We start from the raw sequence: 20,085 nt of genomic DNA, 5'->3' as shown, positions 1-20,085 counted from the left end.
GCGACGTTACGACGCGGGCCGCGAGGCCGTCAGCAGGCCCTGGGGCACGACCGCTGCCCGAAAGGGACGAACGGTCGTGCCCCAGGACACGGTTTCGGACGGAGATTGCCGGAGTTTGCCGGAGCTTGACGGAGATTCAGACGCGGTGAGACTGCGGTCTCAGACCGTGAAGCGGACCGCTTCCAGCTGGAGCTTGTCCTGCATGGGGCTGCCCCCGTAGACCCAGCCGCCCGGCTTGGTGCAGCTCTTGCCCAGCCAGCCGCGGTCCTTGATGTGCGCGGTCTGGCAGACGGAGCCCTCGATCGTCTCGATCGTGAAGCCCTGCATCACCGAGACCGCCGCCTTGCTGGAACCCATGTACATGTTGACGCCGTCGCCGGCCTTCGACCACTTGTCGCCGGTCAGCCAGTCGCCGACCACATGGGCGGCGTTGCCGGTGACCCCGGCGGTCCGCGCCGTCGCGATATTGATGGCCTTGATGGGCAGGTTCTTGCCGGTCGTGCCGGCGATCGCGCCGTCGCAGACCGGGTCCTGCCAGCCCTGGTCCGCGATGTACACCATGTAGCAGATGTGCCGCCCGTCGCTGCGCGCCGCGAGCTTGTTCACGGCGTCGGCCGCCGTCTCCCGCTTGGGCTGCGCCGGGGGCTTCGTCTCGGTCCCGCCGCCGTCCCCGCTGCCGCTGTCGCTGTCGCCGCCACTGTCGCCGGGGTCCGCGGCCGGGGTGTTGACGGGCGCCTCGACCACGACGGGCGCCGTCGGGGTGGGCACCAGGGCCGGGGCGCTGGGCGTCGCCGAAGGGCTGGGCGCCAGGGTGCTGACGCCGACCTCCTCGGTCTTCGGCTGGGCCAGCGACCGCACCTGCGGCTTGTACGTCAGCCAGATCATCACGAACGCGATCGCGATCGCCAGACTCAGGCTCAACGCCGTCGCCAACCAGCGCGGCAGGAAACCGCGTTGGACGAACGTGCCGTCCACCGACAGCGGAACCGCCCCCGAACGCTGCACGTTCAGCGCGTAGGGCTGCTCCTCCTTCGAGCCGAACCAGATGATCTGGCGCGGGCGGAGCGTGGTGTTCACGAACACCGCCCGGCCCGGCTCGATCTGCACATTGGCCGGCTGGAGCTCGTACGACAGCCGGTCCCCGTTGTCGCTGCCGGTCAGCGAGGCGGTGAGCTTGGTGTTGCCGATGTTGTCGATGGCGAGACGGGGGCGGCCCCGGAAACGTCCCTTCACCGTCGGCGGCACCAGCTCGGCCCGCACCTCGGTGAACGGCGTGATCGTCAGGTTCCCCTCGGGAACCGTCACCGCCTCCGGATGCTCCGTCGGCGTGATCCGCACCGCGAAGGGGTTGGGGCCGGCCGTCGCGTCCGGAGTGCGCGGCGGGGCGAACGTCAGCTCGACCGTCCCCGTCGTGCCCGGGTAGAGACGCAGGGTGGGCGGCTCCACCGTCGTCCAGGGCGCCACACTCCCCACCGGTTCGAAGCGGTACTCGTCGACGACGTCACCGGTGTTGCGCACCCGCAGCCGTACGGTCGCCCGGCTGCCGGGGTCGACAGTGACGGAGGCAGGTTCGAGGGAGGTCCACAAAGTCACCCCAGCGAGGCTACGTCCGGGCCCGTTCGAGCGTCATGAGGCCCAGGGGCAGGAGGGTGTGCCCCTTCGGGCAGGGCCGCCGGTCAGAGGTCCTGGTGGTAGCGGTCGGCGCCGTCCTCGATGAAGTGGGCGAAGGACGTCGCCGCGAACGCCGGCCACTCCTCGATGGTGAGGACCGGCACCCGCCGCAGCTCGACCAGAATCTGCTTGCGATGCTCCGACGGCTCTCCGCCCGGCCTCGTCGGCGCCCCGATGTCGACGGAGTCCAGCGGACCGGCCCAGACCGGGTCCACTCCCCGCATCACGCTCTTGACGATGCCCTCGCAGACGCGCTTCTCTTCGGACAGCCCCTCGCTCAACTGGCACATCAGCTCCGCCACGGCCCCCGGGGCCACATCCGTGCCGATCACCTCGCTCGCTTGCAGCTCCTTCCACAGCCTGCCCATATGGGTCTTGAGCAGCACCGGCTGGTCCTTGGGAAGCGTGGTGCGGTACAACGCCCGGTGCACGGCGGCCGCGGTCAGCACCTGGAGCAGGCCGCGGACGCTGCCGAGCTTCTCGGGGGACGTTCCCTCCATGTCGAAGGTACGAGCGAGCACACCGGCGTCGAGGGAGAACACCTGCGCAGCGACCCTGGCGTTTTCCTGCATCTCGTTCTTGGTGTTCTCCGCATTCCAGAACGACCCCTCGTCGGCGCCGTAGAAGTCCTGGAGGTGCTGATCGTCGCCGGCCGCGTGCTCGTAGAGGGCGGGCAGGGAGTCCAGCGGCACATCGGGGTTCACCTGCGGCTGCCCCGAGTCGTCGGGCTTGGTGACGGTCACGTAGTTGTCGCCGACCTCGAACTCAGGCTTCGCTTTGGGGGCAGACTTCTGCTCCCCCTTGGTCGCCAACTCCAGGAACTTCGCCACCCGTTTGATCTCGGCCATGACCGCGACGAGTTGGTCCATGGTCTTGAAGGGCTGGGTGACGAACTCCAGGTTCTTGCCGTCCTCGACGACGTACCACTGGCCTGGGCCCCTGCCGTAGTGCTTGGCTTCGACGTCGTACACGTCGGCTTCCGAGTCGGAGTCCTGCGCTTGCTCCTCGTCCCGGGCGAAGAGGCCGTCGTCCGAGCTCGAATCCTGGCCCCCCGTGACCTTGACGTCGCTCTGCAGCTGCTGGAACTCGAAGCCGATCCGCGCCGGGGTCTCCACCCGGCGCTGGACGAACGCGCCGACGTCCCCCGCGGTCGCCGTCGCCGAAGACGCGTGGTCGGCGTGACCGGCGTGACCCGCGTGACCTCCGTGACCTCCGTGACCTCCGTGGTCGTGTCCGGCGTGCTCGGCGTGACCGGTGTGCTCGGCGTGACCGGTGTGCTGCTCGACCGCGCGCTGCACCGGCGCCGGACCCGCCATCACGCGCCGCGCGTTGGCCTCGGCGGCGCGCTCGTAGCTGTCGCCGGGATCGCTGACCCGCAGTCCGCCGCCGTTGTCGGCGCCGGAGACCGGACCCCGGCGCTGCTGGACGACATGGGTGAGCTCATGGGCGAGGGTGTGCTTGTCCCGGCCGTCCCACACGACGTGGTCGCGCGAGGTGTACGCCGTCGCGCCGATCTCGGCGGCCGAACGCTGGGCGACGGCGTCGGTGTGCACCCGCACGGAACTGAAGTCGACGCCTCCGAACCGGGCCGACATCTCACCGGCCAGCGCCCCGTTCAGCGAACTGCCGGGCGAGTTCAGGACCTGGTGGACCAGGGAGCTGCGCTGCACAGCGGGCTGCTGCTGCTCGTGCCCGCAGCCGGCGGAGTGCTGGTGGCGCTCGGCCTCGACGGCACGGGAGACCGCCGCGTTGCCCGCGAGCCGCTGAAGGTCGAGTACCGCGGCCGCCCACCCCGGGGCGCGGGTCGGACGAGCGGCAGGCCGGCGACCGGACGCCCCTTCCTTCGCTGAGGTGCCCTTGTCCTGCGCGCGCACGAGCATTCCTTTCGACGGTGAAGAAGCCACGTCAGCGCACCAGCCTGGCCGAGGACGCCGGGGCGGGGCAAGGGACCGAGGGGCATACCGGAGGGGCACGACCGGCAGAAGTTGCCCTTCCGGTCACGGAGGCTGCCCCCGGTTCGGCACCGGGGGCCGTCAAGGACACGCTGAGCGCGTGGCGACGGTGGAAAAGGCGGGTTCGAAGGAAGTCCACCGGCGCGCACGCCGACGCCGCGGTGCCGGCCTCGGCGGAGATCGCACGCCACGGGGCACAACGCGTGCCCGCCGGATCCGCCCGGCTGCCCTTCCGCCCGGACGCGACCCAGGGGTGCCCCCGGGTCTGCCCGCCAGGCCCTGCCGCATCCGGCGACGGCCACGCTATGCATGGGAATTTGCCACCGGTTCACCGACTCCGTTCACCGTCTCCGTGCCGTTTCAGGGGTTCCCATGCGCAGCCAGGACCAGTCGAAGGATTCGAGCGTGCGCGGGGCCGTCGCCGCGCGGGCCGCCCGGACGCCGGGATCCGCGGTTCCCCCTCAGCACGCCCTCGCCACCCGCTCGCCCGAAGCGATCCGCGCCCTCCAACGGAGCGCGGGCAACGCGGTGATGGCCCGGCTGGTGGCTCAACGCAGCGCCGGACAGGACCCCGACACCGTCCAGCGGGCCGCCGACTCCGTGCAGTCGGTGATCCGCTCGGCGGGCGCCCCACTCAACAGCGCCGTGCGCCAGGACATGGAGGCCCGGCTCGGCGCCGACTTCGGCGACGTACGCCTGCACACGGACGCCGCCGCCCGGCAGTCGGCCGCGGCGGTCGGAGCCCGCGCCTACACCTCCGGCAGCCATGTCGTGATCGGCGACGGCGGCGGCGACCGGCACACCCTCGCCCACGAGCTGACGCACGTCATCCAGCAGCGGCAGGGCCCGGTCGCCGGCACCGACCACGGCGACGGACTGCGGGTCAGCGACCCCTCCGACCGGTACGAACGGGCCGCGGAGGACAACGCCCGCCGAGCCCTGTCCGGCTCCGCGCCGACGCCCGCACCCGCACCCGCACCCGCACCCGGCCACACGAACACCCACGCGACAGCGCCCGGGGTGCAGCGCGCTCCGTCGCCCGGCGCCAAGCTCGGCACCACGCCCGGCGCCGCACCCGGCGCCACGCCGACCGTCCAGCGCGCGCGGACCGGCGGCATCGACGGCGTGGGGGCACTGGACGCCACCTACTTCACGACCCAGTCCCCGGAGGGCGTCCTGGCCAAGGGCACGTCGCCGAACGGCCTGATCAACGCCCACGTGGACCATATGGGCGTCGAGACCCACCACCCGGCCGGCGTCGCCCTGCGCTACTCGGACGACGGCACGCTCGCCGTCCACGACACCGATCGGGAGCCGAAGGAGTTCTACGCGACGACCGCCGTCTTCCAGCAGGCGGTGAACCAGTTGGCGCAGGCCGGCAGCCAGTACACGCTCGTCCAGGGCGCGGAACAGATCAAGACCCCGATCGGCAACCTGACCAAGGTCACCCCGGTCACCGCGAACACGGCCACCCAGCAGATGGCCGGCGGTTTCGCCGACCTGATCAAGGTGCAGTGCATCGACGTGGCGCGGAAGGTCGTCGGCAGCTACCAGATGCAGCTGGTCATGGCGGGCAACGGCGCCGACGCCAGGGCCCCGTGGGGTCAGAACGTGGGCGTCCCGCTCGCCGATCACCTCACGAAGAGCGTGGGCTTCGGCGGAACCACCAGCGGGACGACCGCCGCGGCCGCGGCGGCGACCGCCGACGGCCAGGGCGGCCGCAGCGAACGGGACGTGGCCCGGGACTACGGCTCCACGCTGCGCGACCACCCCGCGCAGGCCGACGCGGTGGCGCTGAAGATGGGCATCAACCGGCACGCCATGCCCGAGGTGGGCGAAGGCTTCGCCACCCTCTCCATCGGCCACGGCGACAAGATCGACTTCGCGACGGCGGCCCCCGGACAGGATTCCACCGACCGCAGCCATGTCGACGTGTGGAACTACCACTTCGCCGGGGTCGTGGCCCGCAGTCTCACTGGCGCGGACTGGGTGACGCTGGAGAACTACACCCGCAACCAGAACGCCCAGAACGCGCTGAAGGACCTGGAGAGCAAACTGCTCGACACCTACCGGGAGAAGACCAAGTCGTTCTTCAACAGCTACACGCCCCAGGAGCCCAAGAGCACCATGGAGAGCGAGCGGATCATCGAGATGCTCCAGAAGATCGCCCACACCACCCGCGCCAAGGCGATGGCGGAGTACATGGCCCTCGGCATCGACCAGACGGCGTGGAAGGGCAAGTGGTTCTTCCGCCTCTACGGCTCCCAGCCGGGCGAGACCTTCCATGACAAGCAGTACGCGGGCGGCAGCGGCGACTTCGTGAACCCGCTGACCGTGCGGGTGCGCAACAGCACCTGATCCGTCGCCCCGCCCGCAGAACGTCGAGGACCGGGGACCGGGCGGACCCGACGAACCCGGCGGCCTCGACGAACCCGACGAACCCGGCAGACCCGGCGGACCGGGCCGGCCCTCGACCTTTGCCCTCGTCTTTGCCCTCGCGGTCACGGGGTGTGCCCGCAGTCGTGCACCGGAGGCCGTTTCGCGGGACGCGCTTCGCGCGTGAGGGTGAAAGAGTCCTGACGCGTACCCCGAGGAGAGCACAGCATGCCGTCCTACCTGTCGCCCGGCGTATACGTCGAGGAGGTGGCCAGCGGCTCCCGCCCGATCGAGGGGGTGGGCACCTCGGTGGCGGCCTTCGTCGGGCTCGCCCCGACCGGCCCCCTCAACGAGCCGACCCTGGTGACCAACTGGACCCAGTACGTGGCGGCGTTCGGTGACTTCACCGACGGCTACTACCTGGCGCACTCGGTCTACGGCTTCTTCAACAACGGCGGCTCGGCGGCGTACGTCGTGCGCGTCGGCGGCACCGCGGCGGGCGCGAACGGCGACGCCAAGTCCCCGGCCGCGGTGGGCGGTTCCGCCGCGCAGGCGGCGCTGCCGGCCGGTGAGCCGAAGCAGCTCGGCACGTTCACCGTGACGGCCCTCGCGGCCGGCGCGAGCGGCGGCCCGCTGAGCGTCGAGGTCGCGGACGCGGAGGGCGAAGGCCCCGCGGAGCGCTTCAAGCTGATCGTCAAGGACGGCGACAAGGCCGTCGAGACGTTCGACGTGTCGGCGAAGAAGGGCAACCGCTCCTACGTCGTCACCCAGGTCAAGGAGCGCTCCAAGCTCATCGCCGTGGCCGAGGCCGCGCCGGCCGCTCAGCTGGCCCGCCCCGACAACCAGACGGTCGCGCTGGCCGCGCCGTCCGCCGCGGCCGCGGCCGTCCCGGGCGGCGCCCCCGACGACGTCGCCTCCGTCGGCCCCGCGCAGTACCTGGGCGACAGCTCCGACCGCACCGGCTTCGGCGGCCTGGAGGCCGTCGACGAGGTGTCCATGGTCGCGGTGCCCGACCTGATGGCCGCCTACCAGCGTGGCGCGATCGACCTGGAGCAGGTCAAGGCCGTGCAGCTGGGCCTGATCGCGCACTGCGAGCTGATGGGCGACCGCGTCGCGATCATCGACCCGCCGCCGAGCCTGAACGCCCGTCAGATCCGGGTCTGGCGCCAGGAGACGGCCGGCTACGACTCCAAGTACGCGGCCCTGTACTACCCGTGGATCAAGTCCTTCGACCCGGCCTCCGGCCAGGCCCGGCTGATCCCGCCGAGCGGTCACGTGGCCGGCGTGTGGGCCCGCAACGACTCCGAGCGCGGCGTGCACAAGGCGCCCGCGAACGAGGTCGTGCGCGGCGCGGTGGACCTGGAGATCCAGATCACCCGCGGCGAGCAGGACCTGCTCAACCCGATCGGCGTGAACTGCATCCGGGCGTTCCCGGGCCGCGGCATCCGCATCTGGGGCGCCCGCACCCTGTCCTCCGACCCGGCCTGGCGCTACCTGAACGTCCGCCGGTACTTCAACTACCTGGAGGAGTCGATCCTGATCGGCACCCAGTGGGTGGTGTTCGAGCCGAACGACCACGCCCTGTGGGCCCGGATCCGGCGCAATGTCTCCGCGTTCCTCGTGAACGAGTGGCGCTCGGGCGCGCTGTTCGGCGCCCGCCCCGAAGAGGCGTACTACGTCAAGTGTGACGAGGAGTCCAACCCGCCGGAGTCGGTGGACCTCGGCCGCGTCATCTGCGAGATCGGCATCGCGCCGGTCAAGCCCGCCGAGTTCGTGATCTTCCGGCTGGCCCAGTTCCAGAGCGGAAGCGGGGAGCTGGAGGAGTAGGCAGCCGCCTCCGCATCCGTTCCCTCTCCTCCACTCCCTCAGATCACTTAGAAGGAAAGCCAGATGAGTCTCCAGCCGGGTGACGCCCTTACTTCACACAATTTCGGCCTGCAGATCGACGGCGTGATGGTCGAGTACCTCGCCGAGGTCAGCGGCCTCAGCCTCGAACAGGACGTCATCGAGTACCAGCAGGTCTCCGCGCAGGGCAAGCCGGTCACCAAGAAGCTGCCCGGCGTCAAGAAGGCGGGCACCTGCACGGTCGTGCGCGGTATGACCCAGTCCGCGGCGTTCAACCAGTGGATCACCGAGTCGATCAACGGCGTGATGGGCACCGCCCGCAAGAACGCCACGATCATGGTGATGGACTACCAGAACAACCCGGTCAAGCGGTACAACATGCGCAACGCCTGGTGCAGCAAGATCGACACCAGCTCGGTGAAGGCCGGCGAGGCCTCCGCGCTGACCGAGACCGTGACGATCACGTTCGAAGAACTGGTCATCGAGTAATGCGGCGTACGGCTGTCCGGGCGGCGGCGGCGAGCGGGGAGCCGCATGAGGCGCTCCCGCCCGCGACCGCCGTGCCCGAATCCCCCTTCGCAGGTCAGGCGGCTCCCGCCGCTGCCCCGGCGCCCGCTCCTCCGGCGTACCGGCTCCAGACGGAGTTCCCCTTCGAACTCCCGCGCGGTTACGTCGACGAGGCGGGCACGGTCCACCGCGACGGCGTGATGCGGCTGGCGACGGCACGGGACGAACTCGTCCCGCTCCGCGACATCCGCGTCCAGGAGAACCCGGCGTATCTGTCGGTCGTGCTGCTGGGCCGGGTCATCACCCGGCTCGGCAGCCTCGCGCTGGTCCACGACGGCGTCGTGGAGAGCATGTTCGCCTCCGACCTGGCGTTCCTCCAGGACTTCTACCGCCAGATCAACGCCGAGGGGCACACCCGCGCCTCGGTGCAGTGCCCCCACTGCTCGGAACCCTTCGAGGTGGAACTCGGCGGGAGCCGCCTGGGGGAATCGTGACGTACGCGACCGACCGGCTGCACGAGGAGATCGCGTACGTCGCCTACCACTTCCACTGGGGCCAGGACGAGATCCTGGACCTGGAACACCACGACCGGCGCCGTTACGCCGACCAGATCGCGTCCCTGGTGACCCGGGGCGGGGCGGAGGGCTGAGGCATGGGGTTCCTGGAACGGCTGCGGGGCGGACGCGAAGCGCGCGAGGCGCGCGCAGACGGCTCGGGCGGACCGTCGACGACGGCTCCGATGACGGCCCCGGCGGGCGGCGGGACGGATACGGCACCGACACCGACACCGGCACCGGCTGCGACGTCGGCCTCGGCTTCGGCGCCGCGCGTCGTCGCGGCCGCGTGGCCGTCGCTGCCGCCCATCCAGCGGACGGCGGCCGGGGGCACGTCGGGGGTCGCCGACGCCGGTTTCGGCGGCCGACTGGCCACCTGGCAGAACCCCTCCTTCACCGCCACCGGCTCCCCCGCGGTACTGGACGCGGGGCCGGGCGGCCGGATGAGCAGCCTGCGGGTGGCTCCGCCGGTCGAGCAGCCCCAGCGGATGGCTGCGCCGCCTCGGGCCACGCCTCTGCAGCGGGTGGTTCCTCCCACTCCCCCGGTCGGGATACCGACGACGACTTCGGCCCCGACGCCACAAGCCCCGGTTCCCGTTCCGGCCTCGGTTCCGGTTCCGGTTCCCGCTCCGGCAGCGGCTCGTGTTCCGGCGGCGGCTCCTGTTCCTGCTTCGGTTCCGGTTCCCGCTCCGGCAGCGGCTCCTGTTTCGGCAGCGGCTCCTGCTTCGGTTCCGGCTCAGGCGCCGGTTGCCGCCGCCGCGCCCGCGGTGCCTGTGGTGACGGCGCGATCGGCGACGCCCGCGGCTCCCGCGCCCGGCGCCTTTCCGACGCGGGGCATCCGGGTGTCCCCGGCGAGCCCCGGCCCGGCGACGGCACCGGCTTCGGCCCCGTTGACCCGGTCCGTTTCGGCACCGGTGCAGCGCCGCACGCTGCCCGCCCGGCCGACGCCCGCACCCGCGCAGGCCTCCGGCCGGGGTACGGACACCGACGCCGGAGGCACCCCGCCGGCCAAGGAACCCGCGCCGGGCCCACGACCGGCCGCCCCCTCGGCCTCGTCGACCGCAGCGGCACCAACACCGCCGAAGGCGAGCGGCACACCGTCCTTGGCCCCGGCCCCGATCACGTCTACGACGTCGGGTGTGCAACCGATCGGCATCCAGCGGGCGACACCCCGCCACGAACAGGCGCTGCCCGACGCCTCCCGTCCGGCCCCGGCACCGAACACGTCCGCGGCACCCGGAACGCAGCCGATCGGACTCCAGCGAGCGACACCCCGCCACGAACAGGCCCTGCCAGACGCCTCCCGTCCGGCCCCGGCACCGAACACGCCCGCGGCACCCGGAACGCAGCCGATCGGACTCCAGCGAGCGACACCCCACCACGCACAGGCCGTACGTGACGTCTCCGGCCCGACCCCGATCACGTCCGCGGCATCCGACGCGCAACCGATCGGCATCCAGCGAGCGACACCCCACCACGAACAAGCCGTGCCCGACCCCTCCCGTCCGGCCCCGGCACCGAACACGCCCGCGGCACCCGGCACGCAACCGATCGGCATCCAGCGGGCGGAAGCCCGCCACGAGCAGGCCGTGGCCAGCGAGTCGCGTCCGACGCCGGTCCGAGTGCAGCGTGCGGTGCCGGTCGCGGGTGACGCCGGTCCGTCGCCGGTAGCCGGCGGTGCGACGCCCGCCGTGCCGACCGGCCCCGCCCGGCCCGCCACGGTCGCCTCGCCCCCTCCGCCGGGAGGTTCCCCGTCTCCGCGGACATCGAGAACGGCGCCGCTTCCGCCCGCCGCCCCGGCGCGCTCCCTTGCGGCGAACACCGCACCCAGCGTGCAGCGGGCCGTCCCGGAGCGGACGGCATCGCCGCCGCCGACGCCTGCCCCAGCCGCACCTCACCCCGTGAGCACACGCCCCGCCCCCGCCGACACCCACACCGGGTCGTCGGCCGCCCGCACTTCCGGCTCCGTTCCCGCGCGCAGCGCAGACGCCACCCCGGCAACGGCCCCGCGCCTCAGCTCGCCCTCGGGCGACAGCGGTCGGACGTCGGCCCCAGCGGTTCAACGCGCGGCGACGACACCGCACCCGACCCCGGCCCCGACCCCGGTCACGCCTCCGTCCGTACAACGCGCAGCGACAGCCCCTCGCCCGACCTCGGCCCCCCACTCGGACCCGACCTCCGGTGAAGCTGTTCGGACGCCGTCCCCCGCCGCACAACGGCCGGCAACGGCACCGGTCCCGACCTCGAGCCTGACCTCAGCCCAGGCTCCGGCGACCAGCGACGCCAATCGGACGCCGTCCCCCTCCGTGCAGCGCACGGCAACGGCACCCGACCCGGCCTCGGGCCTGGCCCCGCGCCCGGTCTCCAGCCACACCGATCGGACGCCGTCCCCTTCCGTGCAGCGGACAGCAGCCAGCTCCTCGACCTCGACCCCAAACGTGCAGCGCGCAGCGACGGCCCCCAGCGCAACCACACCGCCCGCCCCGGTCATACCGGTCAGCCTCACCCACCCCGTCGCCGCGGGCGTTGAGACGCCGACGCCCCCCGGCCCGGTGACCCCCACGCGCCCGGCCCCCAACTCCCCCACCCCCGCCGCCGGTTCCTCGTCACCGTCGTCCACGACGAGCGTCCAACGGGCGGTCGGCGCCGGCCCGGCAAGCCCCCGACCTCGCGCAGGCCTCGGCGCCCCCACGAGCCTCCCCGCGGACCGACCGCGTCCGACGACGACACCGTCCAACGCCCCCGTGCCCGCAACCCCGGGCATCCCGCGTCCGCAGTCGGAGCCGCTCCAGCGCTCCACCCCCCTCGGCGCCCCCATACAGCGCACCGCGGCACCGACGACGCCCCCCGCGCCGTCCTCCCGCCCCGCGCCCGCGCCCGCGCGCCCCGCACTGGGCAGCCCCCTCGCCGCCCGCCCCGCCGACGCCAAGCCGCTCGACGCACCGAGCGTCGCCCCGCGTACGACGACGACGTCCCCCGCCGTACAACGCACCACCGCACCACCCCCGCCCCCTCACGCCCCAGCAGCCCCGCCGCTGCCCACCCCGGCGACACCGACGACCACTTCCCCCCTGCCCCCCGTCACCCGCGCAGTCCGCCCGACGACGACAACGACCGCCAAGCCCCCGACCCCCCTCTTCTCCACCCCCGTGGTGCAGCGCCACGCGGCCGCCGCGCCGCCCGTGCCGCTCCGCCGGCCCACGCCCGGCGCGCCCGCAGGCCTCCCGGTGGCCCGCCCTTACCCCACGCCCGCGGCCACCGCCACCCCCCTGCCGAGCATCACCCCCCTGCCGCCGGCTCAGCCCGCCGCCCCGGCCACCGCCGCTGCCCCCCTCCCGCTGCCCCTGCCCCTCCCCCCTCCCCCCACGATCCAGCGACGTGCCGCGGCCCTTCCCAACCTCCCGGCCGCCCGGCCCGCGCCGCCCGCCGGGGCGCCGAAGCCCCCCCGTGCCGTCACCTCCGGCTCCCAGAGCTCCTCGCACGCCGCACCGCAGCCGGGGTTCGACCCCCGCTCGCTCACCGACTTCCAGCTCGACGAGCTGACGCACCGTCTGACCGGGCGTATCACCCGGCTCCTGCGCACCGAACTGCGACTCGACCGCGAACGGATCGGCAGGCTCCGCGACCCCCGCCGCTGACCGACACGCGCTCCTCCCTCCCCCACTCGTCCTCCGCACTCCCAGAAAGGCCAGGCGGCTCCGATGCCCTCCGATCTCGACCCGGGCTCCACCATCTTCTTCACCCTGACCATCGACGGCGAGAGCCTCGGCTACTTCAACGGGTGTGAGGGACTCTCGTCCCAGGTGGAGATCGAGCACCGCCAGGAGGGCGGGAACAACGGCTTCGTCTGGGCGCTGCCGTCCCGTGTCACGTTCTCCAACATCCGGCTGACCCGGCCCCTCACGCCGGACACCGCCAAGGTCGCCAAGTGGATCTCGTCGATCACCACCGGGGTGACCCGGCCGACCGCCCAGATCGCGGCCCTGCGCGCGGACGGCTCCGAGGTCGCCCGGTGGGGCCTGATCGATGTGCTGCCGGTCAGCTGGCAGGGGCCGTCGCTCAACCCGGACAGCCCGGGCGTGGCGACGGAGGTCCTGGAGATCACCCACCACGGCTTCACCGACTGACGACCAGGGCGAGCAGGACGACCACAACGCGCACGACGACCAGCACAAGGCAGCAGCAGGGAGTGACAGGCCATGGCCAAGGGGAGCAAAGGCGGTGCCGGCAAGAGCCTGGTCCGTGCCACCCTCGCGATCCACGAACCGCCGGTGGGCACCAGCACGACGCCCGGCGGGCTGATCAAGTCGTTCGGGTTCGACTTCAACCCGGCGCAGTTGCAGCTCGGCCGCAAGGCCCAGTGGAAGGTCACGCCGACCGCGGCCGTCCGCGACGGCTCCGTACCGGAGTTCATGGGTCCGGAACCGCGCCAGTTGACCTTGGACATCTTCCTGGACTCCTCCGACCAGCCCGGCAGCAACACCGTCCTGAAGAAGGTCGAGTCGCTGCTGGAGTGCTGTGAGGTGACGACGAAGAGCATCGCCGCCAAGCAGCCCTCGCCGCCGTGGGTGGTGTTCCAGTGGGGTTCGTTCTCGACGGCCCGCTTCACCGCCTACGTGAGCAGCATCGACGTCACGTACTCGCTGTTCGGCACGACCGGTGTCCCGATCCGGGCCACGGCGCAGGTGCGGCTGCACGAGATCCCGAGCAAGACGAAGGGCCAGAACCCGACCTCGGGCGCGCTCACCGCCCAGCGCGTGCACCGCGTCGTCGCCGGCGACTCGCTCCAGTCGCTCGCCTGGCGCGAGTACGGCGACGCGTCCGCCTGGCGGTCGATCGCCGAGGTCAACGGCATCGACGACCCCTCCCGGCTGCCGACCGGCATCGAGCTCGTCATGCCGGCCGCCGAGGAGGTGCGCTACTAGTGGTCCAGTCCGCGTTCTCCAGCGTCATCCAGGTCACGCTGGGCGGCAGCCCCCTGCCCGTCGACTTCGCGCCGCTGCTCGTCGAGGGCTGGGTGGACCAGGGTCTCGGCGTGCCGGCCGCCTTCCGGCTGACGTTCCGCGACCCGTACCGCCTGGTCCTGGGCAAACTGGGCGTCAAGTTCGGCACGCCGGTGGTCCTCGCGCCGATCGCGGACGGCAAGGGCGCGGCCGACCCGCTCCTGACGGGCGAGGTCTGCGGCCTGGAGGCGGACTACGACGGCACCGGCACCTTCACCGTGATCCGGGGCTACGACTTCGGCCACCGGCTGATGCGTCAGCGCCGGGTCGCCGCGTACCGCAACCAGAGCGCCTCGGACATCGCCCGCAAGCTGGCCGCGCAGGCCGGCGTCCCGGTCGGGAAGATCCAGTCGACCAAGACCGTCTACGAGTTCATCAGCCAGGCCAACGTCACGGACTGGGACTTCCTGGCCCGGCTCGCCGACGAGAACGAGATGGTCATGTCGGTGGACTCCAAGGGGAAGTTCCAGTTCCAAAAGCCCGACCCGGCCTCGGGCGCGCCGCCCACCTCCACCCCGGGCGAGAAGAGCCCGTTCGTCCTGGAGGCGGGCACCGACATCCTGCGGCTGCGGGCCGCCGTCGCCGCCGCCGAGCAGGTCGGCACCGTCGAGGCGCGCGGCTGGGACGTCACGACGAAGAAGAAGCTCACCGCGACCGCGCCCGCGAAGACCAACCCGGGCATCAGCATCGGGACGACCCCCGGCGAGGCCGCCGCCAAGTTCAAACCGGCCAAGCTGGTCGACGCGCAGACACCGTACGACCGGCAGTCGGAGGTGAAGTTCGCCGCCGAGGCGCTCGCCGACGACGTCACCGGCTCGTTCGCCGAGCTGGAGGTCGTCGCGCGCGGCACCCCGAAGCTCCGCCCGGGCCTGCCCGTCACCCTCGCGGACGTCGGCGCGCCCTTCGAGGGCAAGTACACCGCGACGTCCGTGCGGCATGTGTTCGGCGACGGCAAGCACTACGAGGCCTGGGTCACCGTCAGCGGACGGCAGTGGCGGTCGCTGTTCGGGCTGACCTCCGGCGGCGGGGGAGGCGGCGCGGCAAACGGCCTGAACCTCCCCGGCACGACCAACGCGCTGGTCACGGACGTCCAGGACCCGCTCAAGCAGGGCAGGGTGAAGCTCCAGTTCCCCTGGCTCGACGACCTCTACATCAGCGACTGGACGCGGGTCGTGCAGTGGGGCGGCAAGGCCGGCGGCTCCATCTTCCCGCTCGACGTCGGCGACGAGGTGCTGGTCGCCTTCGACCGGGGCGCGCTCGACCACCCGTACGTCATCGGCGGCCTCTACAACGGCAAGGACCAGCCGACCCCGGTCAAGGACGTGCCGCTGCACGACGGGGCCCGGCGGCGCGCCGTCCGGCACACGCTGTCCGACCGCGACGGCAACCGCGTCGACCTGCTCAGCCAGACCACCGGCGGCCGCAAGCAGGGCGTCCGGGTCACCTCCGGCGACGACCGGCTCGTCATCAACCTGGACCGGACGAAGACCGAGATCACCATCGACAGCAAGGGCACGGTCAGCATCAAGGGCAGCCGCGCGGTGTCCGTCGAGGCCGGCACCGACCTCACGCTCAGCGCGCGCCGCAACCTCACCATCAAGAGCGGCGCCCTGCTGACCATCCGGGGCAGCTCGGTCAACGTCAAGTCGCTGACGGGCGTGCTCTCGGTGGACTCGGCCGGGCTGCTCAGCCTCAAGTCGGCCGGCGCGGCGATGGTCAGCTCGCTGGGCACCGTCCAGGTCAACGCCACCGCCAACGTCGGCATCAGGGCCGCGACCCTCATGCTCCAGGGCGTGGTCATGGTCAACAGCAAGCCGTACCCGCTGCCATGACCACCCGGATGCACGGAAAGAGAAGAAGGCAGGTGGCCGTCTGATGGCCGAGCAATTCGTCGGATCGGGCTGGGCGTTCCCGCTGCGCATCGGCCCCACCGGTGGCATCGCCATGGTCAGCGGCGAACGCGAGATCGAGGAGGCCATCCGGCTGATCCTCGCCACCGCCCCGGGCGAGCGCCCGATGCGCCCGGAGTACGGCTGCGCCATCCACGACCTGGTCTTCGCCCCGGTCAACGAGGCGACGGCCGGCCGGATCCAGCACGAGGTGTACACCTGCCTGGACCGCTGGGAGCCGCGCATCGAGGTCAACGACGTCGAGGTCACGGCCGGCGCCGAACAGGGCGTGCTCTTCATCGACGTCCGCTACTCGATCCGCGGCACCAACAACCCGCGCAGTCTCGTCTTCCCGTTCTACGTCATTCCGTCCCACGACGAGCCGGATCTCCCCGGCTCCTCCGGTACGGCTTCCGAAAGCGACCGCTGATGGCCCTGCCCTCCCCGAACCTGGACGACCGCCGCTTCCAGCAGTTCGTCGACGACGCCAAGCGCTACATCCAGCAGCGCGCACCGGAGTGGACCGACCACAACGTCTCCGACCCGGGCGTGACCCTCGTCGAGACGGTCGCCCACATGGCCGACCAGATCGTCTACCGCCTCAACCGGGTCCCCGAGAAGAACCATCTGGCCTTCCTGGACCTGGTCGGCATCCGGCTCTTCCCGCCGTCCGCCGCGCGCACGGAGGTGACGTTCTGGCTGTCCGCGCCGCAGGAGGAGCCGGTCCTGCTGCCGGTGGGCACGGAGGTGGCGACGGTCCGCACGGAGAGCGAGGAGGCGGTCGTGTTCGCGACGGAACGCGAACTCACCGTCGTGCCCTCGTGGTTGAAGCACCTGGTCGTGCAGCAGCGGGGCCAGCCGGTCGCCGACCGGACCACGGACCTCACCGAGGCCAAGGACGTGCTCTGCTTCTCGGAGGCCCCGCAGCCCGGCGACTGCATGCTGTTCGGCCTGAGCGCCGCCGTCCCGCACTGCGCGGTGGCCCTGGAACTGGACAGCCGCGTCGACGGCGTCGGCGTCGACCCGCGCCAGCCGCCGCTCGTCTGGGAGGCCTGGACGGAGGACGGCTGGCAGGAGTGCGAGATCGACCGCGACGGCACCGGCGGCCTCAACCGCCCCGGCGAGGTCGTCCTGCACATCCCCGGCGGCCATGTGCTGTCCCGCTCGGGCGGCCATGAGGCGGGCTGGCTGCGCTGCCGCGTCACCGAGCCCCTGCCCGCCCAGCCCTTCTACACCACCTCCCCGACCGTCCGCTCGGCCGAGGTCTTCACGGTCGGCGGCACCGCCCCCGCCGTGCACGCCGAGACCGTCGAGGACGAGGCCCTCGGCGAGTCGACGGGCCTGCCCGGCCAGCGTCTGGCGCTCGTCCACACCCCCGTGGTCGGCGACGACCCGCCGCTGCTGCTCCAGACCGCCGAGCACGAGGGCTGGATCGACTGGCAGGTCGTCCCCCACTTCGCCGCCTCCGGACCGGAGGACCGGCACCTCACCCTCGACGCGGCCACCGGCGAGATCGCCTTCGGCCCGGCCGTCCGCGAACCCGACGGCCGGCTCCGGCAGTACGGGGCCGTCGCCCCCAAGGGCTCGGTCATCCGCGCCCGCCGCTACCGCACGGGCGGCGGCCGGGCCGGCAACGTGGCCCGGGGCACGGTCCAGGTGCTGCGCACCTCCGTCCCGTACGTCTCGGAGGTCGTCAACCGCGAGGCCGCGCGCGGCGGCGTGGACGGCGAGACGGTCGAGGAGGCGAAGCTCCGCGCCCCGATCACGCTCCGCGCCCAGGAGCGGGCGGTGACCCTGCGCGACTACGAGGAGCTGGCGCGCCGCGCGGCCCCCGAAACGGCCCGCATCACCTGCCTGGAGGGCGAGCCGGACGAGCACGGCTCGTACGCCGTACGGGTGTTGGTGGTCCCGCAGGCGGTCCCGGACCCCGGCGGCCGCCTCCGCTTCGAACAACTGGTCCCCGGCGACTCCCTGTTGGACCGCATCACCCGCCATCTCGACGAACGCCGCCTGATCGGCACGAGGTTGGCGGTGGGCCCGCCGTACTACCAGGGCGTCACCGTGGTGGCGACGGTCCACGCCTTCCGCGGCGTCGACACCGACCGCGTCCGCCGCCAGGCCCACGACGCGCTGTACCGCCACATCGACCCGCTGACCGGCGGCGCGGACGGCAAGGGCTGGCCGTTCGGCCGCCCGGTGCAGGCGGGCGAGATCTTCGCAGTCCTGCAACGCGTCCCGGGCGTCGAACTCGTCGACCAGGTCATGCTGCACCCCGCCGACCCCCTCACGGGCAAGCGCGGCGAGGCGACCGACCGCATCGACCTGGCCGCCCCGGCGCTCGTCTTCTCCTACGACCACCGGGTCCGCGTGATCGGGGACGGCTCATGAGGGGCTCGATCGACGGCCTCGGCTCGTCCACCCCCATCGGCGCGATGCTGCCCGCCGTCTTCGCGGACGACGACCTGGCGCAGCGCTTCGTGGCGGGCCTGGACGAGGTCATGGCCCCCATCCTCAACGTCCTGGACTGCCTGCCCGCCTACTTCGACCCGGCTCTCGCCCCGGTCGACTTCACCCGCTGGCTGACCGGCTGGGTGGGCGCGGAGACGGACGGCACGGAACCGGAGCAGCGGCTCCGGGCCGCGGTCGCGGCCGCCGCCTATCTGCACCGGGTGCGCGGCACCCGCCGCGGCCTGGCCGAGGCCGTCCGCCTGGCCTTCGGCGTGGAGCCGGACATCTCCGAGAGCGGCGGCGCGAGCTGGACGGCCCGCCCGCTCGGCCCGTTCCCCGGCGAGCCCCGCCCCCACCTGCACGTCACGCTCCGCCTCCCCGACCCGCACCCCGCGGACGCGCACCGCCTGGACGCCCTCGTGGCCGCCGCCCGCCCCGCTCACATGCCGTACACGGTCAAGGTGACCGTCGCCGAAAGGACCCCGGAAAGATGACCACCCAGAACTGCGCCGAGTGCGGCACGCGGGCCGAGCCCGGCCAGTCGTTCTGCGACGCCTGCGGGGCCGTACTGAGCTGGACGGACCGGACGGACCGAACCCCGGCAAGGACGAGCCCGACGGCGACCGCGGACACGGGTTCATCCTCCCCGCCCCGAGACCCGGCCCCCAGCACACCGGCGCCGACGCCGACGCCGGCACCCGCACCCGCACCGGCATCGCCTGAGCCCGCGCCGCACGACGACGATGACGCCCCCTCATCCTCCCCCTCCTCGGACGCCGACCACGACTCGGACGACGAGGACACGACGGAGACTCCCCTCCCGGTGATCCCCCCGGAGGAACCCACACCGCCGCCACCGGCCCCGGCCCAGGCGGCACCCGCCCCCGCCGCTCCCTCCGCGGACGACGAGGCGATGGCGGCCCGAGCCCGCTCCCTCCTCGTCCCGGTGGCCGACACGGAACCCCGCCCCACCCCGCCCCCGTCGGTCGCCCCGGTCCTGCCGGGCCGGCCGGTCGCGGACCGCCCGCAGGTCCGCGCCCCGGGCCCGGTCCAGGGCGAGATGCACGGCGTCGCCTGCCCCTGGTGCGCGACCCCGAACAACCCCGACCGGCACTACTGCATGCGCTGCGCGATGCCGATGACCCTGGAGGACCGCTCCACCCAGCGCCTCCCGTGGTGGCGTCGCCTCTTCAACCGCAACGGCGAGGCCCACTGGGCGGGCGACCGCCCGCGCCTGCGCCGTACGTTCGACCGGATCGTCACCTGGGTGGTGGCGGCGGTGGTCCTCACCCTCGTGATCCTGGCGGCGGTGAACACGCCGGCCGCGATCCAGGCCACGAAGGACCACTTCGCCAAGCGCGCCCCGGTCTTCGCGGACTCGTACGCGGCGTCGCGCTCCTATCCGGGACACAAGCCCGAGCTGGCCTTCGACAGGATCAACAACACGTGGTGGGGCCCGGGCGTCGCGCAGTCGGGCGAGGGCGAGTGGATCGAGGCCAGCTTCGACCAGCCGATCCGGCTGCTGGACGTGGTCATCACCTCGGGCACGACGACCCGCCCCGACCAGTTCACCGAGTCGGCCCTGCCGCACCGCATCAAGGCGACGATCACCTTGAAGGACGGCACGATCACGACCCGCCAGCTCACCCTCGACCAGAGCGCGGGCGGCCAGCCGCGCTCGTTCCGGGTCGGCGAGGTGTCGAAGGTCCGCTTCACGATCGAGTCGTCGTTCCTGGCCTCGGGCACCAAGCAGGTGGCGATAGCCGAGATCGAGTTCTTCGGCAGGTCGAGCGCGAACTCGACGTGACGCACAGGTAGCCGAGGACAGCCGGTCGCAGCG

The 20,085-nt window shown here is 72.6% G+C and carries 16 protein-coding genes; 13 read left to right on the top strand and 3 right to left on the bottom strand.

The genetic code is table 11. The annotated features are described in order from the left end of the window. Positions 1 to 159 precede the first annotated feature (159 nt). Both ACWCPF_RS27130 and ACWCPF_RS27125 read right to left on the bottom strand, forming a co-directional pair. The gene (locus ACWCPF_RS27130; protein ID WP_451047703.1) at positions 160 to 1,593 is read right to left on the bottom strand and encodes a hydrolase; all 1,434 of its coding nucleotides are present in this window, start codon (positions 1,591 to 1,593) and stop codon (positions 160 to 162) included. An 83-nt stretch (positions 1,594 to 1,676) separates the two neighbouring features. Further along, positions 1,677 to 3,545: an eCIS core domain-containing protein gene (locus ACWCPF_RS27125; protein ID WP_451047702.1), complete on the bottom strand. Its 1,869-nt coding sequence runs from the start codon at positions 3,543 to 3,545 to the stop codon at positions 1,677 to 1,679. Positions 3,546 to 3,995: 450 nt separating this feature from the next. Between ACWCPF_RS27125 and ACWCPF_RS27120 the strand changes: the two genes are divergently transcribed. The 5 genes from ACWCPF_RS27120 to ACWCPF_RS27100 all read left to right on the top strand — a co-directional run bounded on the left by ACWCPF_RS27120 (position 3,996) and on the right by ACWCPF_RS27100 (position 9,000). Continuing rightward, the gene (locus ACWCPF_RS27120) at positions 3,996 to 5,981 is read left to right on the top strand and encodes an eCIS core domain-containing protein (RefSeq protein ID WP_451047701.1); all 1,986 of its coding nucleotides are present in this window, start codon (positions 3,996 to 3,998) and stop codon (positions 5,979 to 5,981) included. A gap of 246 nt (positions 5,982 to 6,227) precedes the next feature. Continuing rightward, complete coding sequence (locus ACWCPF_RS27115) at positions 6,228 to 7,826, top strand: phage tail sheath family protein (RefSeq protein WP_451047700.1); 1,599 nt, start codon at positions 6,228 to 6,230, stop codon at positions 7,824 to 7,826. A 63-nt stretch (positions 7,827 to 7,889) separates the two neighbouring features. Next, the gene (locus tag ACWCPF_RS27110; protein WP_020132887.1) at positions 7,890 to 8,333 is read left to right on the top strand and encodes a phage tail protein; all 444 of its coding nucleotides are present in this window, start codon (positions 7,890 to 7,892) and stop codon (positions 8,331 to 8,333) included. Beyond that, positions 8,333 to 8,845 (top strand): hypothetical protein, encoded by a 513-nt coding sequence (locus ACWCPF_RS27105; RefSeq protein WP_451047699.1) that lies wholly within the window; start codon positions 8,333 to 8,335, stop codon positions 8,843 to 8,845. Before ACWCPF_RS27110 ends, ACWCPF_RS27105 begins: the two co-directional genes overlap by 1 nt. Then, positions 8,842 to 9,000: a DUF6760 family protein gene (locus ACWCPF_RS27100; RefSeq protein WP_020132885.1), complete on the top strand. Its 159-nt coding sequence runs from the start codon at positions 8,842 to 8,844 to the stop codon at positions 8,998 to 9,000. Before ACWCPF_RS27105 ends, ACWCPF_RS27100 begins: the two co-directional genes overlap by 4 nt. 641 nt (positions 9,001 to 9,641) lie before the next feature. On the opposite strand, the gene ACWCPF_RS27095 is transcribed toward ACWCPF_RS27100, so the two are convergent. Further along, positions 9,642 to 10,061 carry a hypothetical protein gene (locus tag ACWCPF_RS27095; protein ID WP_451047698.1) on the bottom strand — a complete coding sequence of 140 codons (420 nt, stop codon included), beginning with the start codon at positions 10,059 to 10,061 and terminating at the stop codon, positions 9,642 to 9,644. Positions 10,062 to 11,649: 1,588 nt separating this feature from the next. Here ACWCPF_RS27095 and ACWCPF_RS27090 point away from each other — a divergent pair. The 8 genes from ACWCPF_RS27090 to ACWCPF_RS27055 all read left to right on the top strand — a co-directional run bounded on the left by ACWCPF_RS27090 (position 11,650) and on the right by ACWCPF_RS27055 (position 20,052). After that, positions 11,650 to 12,543 carry a hypothetical protein gene (locus ACWCPF_RS27090; RefSeq protein WP_451047697.1) on the top strand — a complete coding sequence of 298 codons (894 nt, stop codon included), beginning with the start codon at positions 11,650 to 11,652 and terminating at the stop codon, positions 12,541 to 12,543. 63 nt (positions 12,544 to 12,606) lie between these two features. Further along, positions 12,607 to 13,032 carry a phage tail protein gene (locus ACWCPF_RS27085; RefSeq protein ID WP_363169642.1) on the top strand — a complete coding sequence of 142 codons (426 nt, stop codon included), beginning with the start codon at positions 12,607 to 12,609 and terminating at the stop codon, positions 13,030 to 13,032. A 72-nt stretch (positions 13,033 to 13,104) separates the two neighbouring features. Next, complete coding sequence (locus ACWCPF_RS27080; protein WP_451047696.1) at positions 13,105 to 13,830, top strand: CIS tube protein; 726 nt, start codon at positions 13,105 to 13,107, stop codon at positions 13,828 to 13,830. Continuing rightward, on the top strand, positions 13,830 to 15,740 hold the full coding sequence (locus ACWCPF_RS27075; protein WP_451047695.1) for a VgrG-related protein: 1,911 nt from the start codon (positions 13,830 to 13,832) through the stop codon (positions 15,738 to 15,740). Before ACWCPF_RS27080 ends, ACWCPF_RS27075 begins: the two co-directional genes overlap by 1 nt. A gap of 43 nt (positions 15,741 to 15,783) precedes the next feature. Next, positions 15,784 to 16,227, top strand: coding sequence for a GPW/gp25 family protein (locus ACWCPF_RS27070; protein ID WP_351905984.1), 444 nt, complete (start codon positions 15,784 to 15,786; stop codon positions 16,225 to 16,227). Continuing rightward, on the top strand, positions 16,227 to 18,185 hold the full coding sequence (locus tag ACWCPF_RS27065; protein ID WP_451047694.1) for a putative baseplate assembly protein: 1,959 nt from the start codon (positions 16,227 to 16,229) through the stop codon (positions 18,183 to 18,185). Before ACWCPF_RS27070 ends, ACWCPF_RS27065 begins: the two co-directional genes overlap by 1 nt. Beyond that, a complete protein-coding gene (locus tag ACWCPF_RS27060; RefSeq protein ID WP_451047693.1) occupies positions 18,182 to 18,739 on the top strand; it encodes a phage tail protein in 558 nt (185 codons plus the stop codon). Before ACWCPF_RS27065 ends, ACWCPF_RS27060 begins: the two co-directional genes overlap by 4 nt. Beyond that, complete coding sequence (locus ACWCPF_RS27055; RefSeq protein WP_451047692.1) at positions 18,736 to 20,052, top strand: NADase-type glycan-binding domain-containing protein; 1,317 nt, start codon at positions 18,736 to 18,738, stop codon at positions 20,050 to 20,052. Before ACWCPF_RS27060 ends, ACWCPF_RS27055 begins: the two co-directional genes overlap by 4 nt. Positions 20,053 to 20,085 lie beyond the last annotated feature (33 nt).

The sequence above is a fragment of the Streptomyces sp. NPDC001858 genome (genome assembly GCF_053594615.1).
The sequence above is the reverse complement of the archived record's forward strand: the minus strand, read 5'-3'. Positions and strand labels throughout refer to the sequence as shown.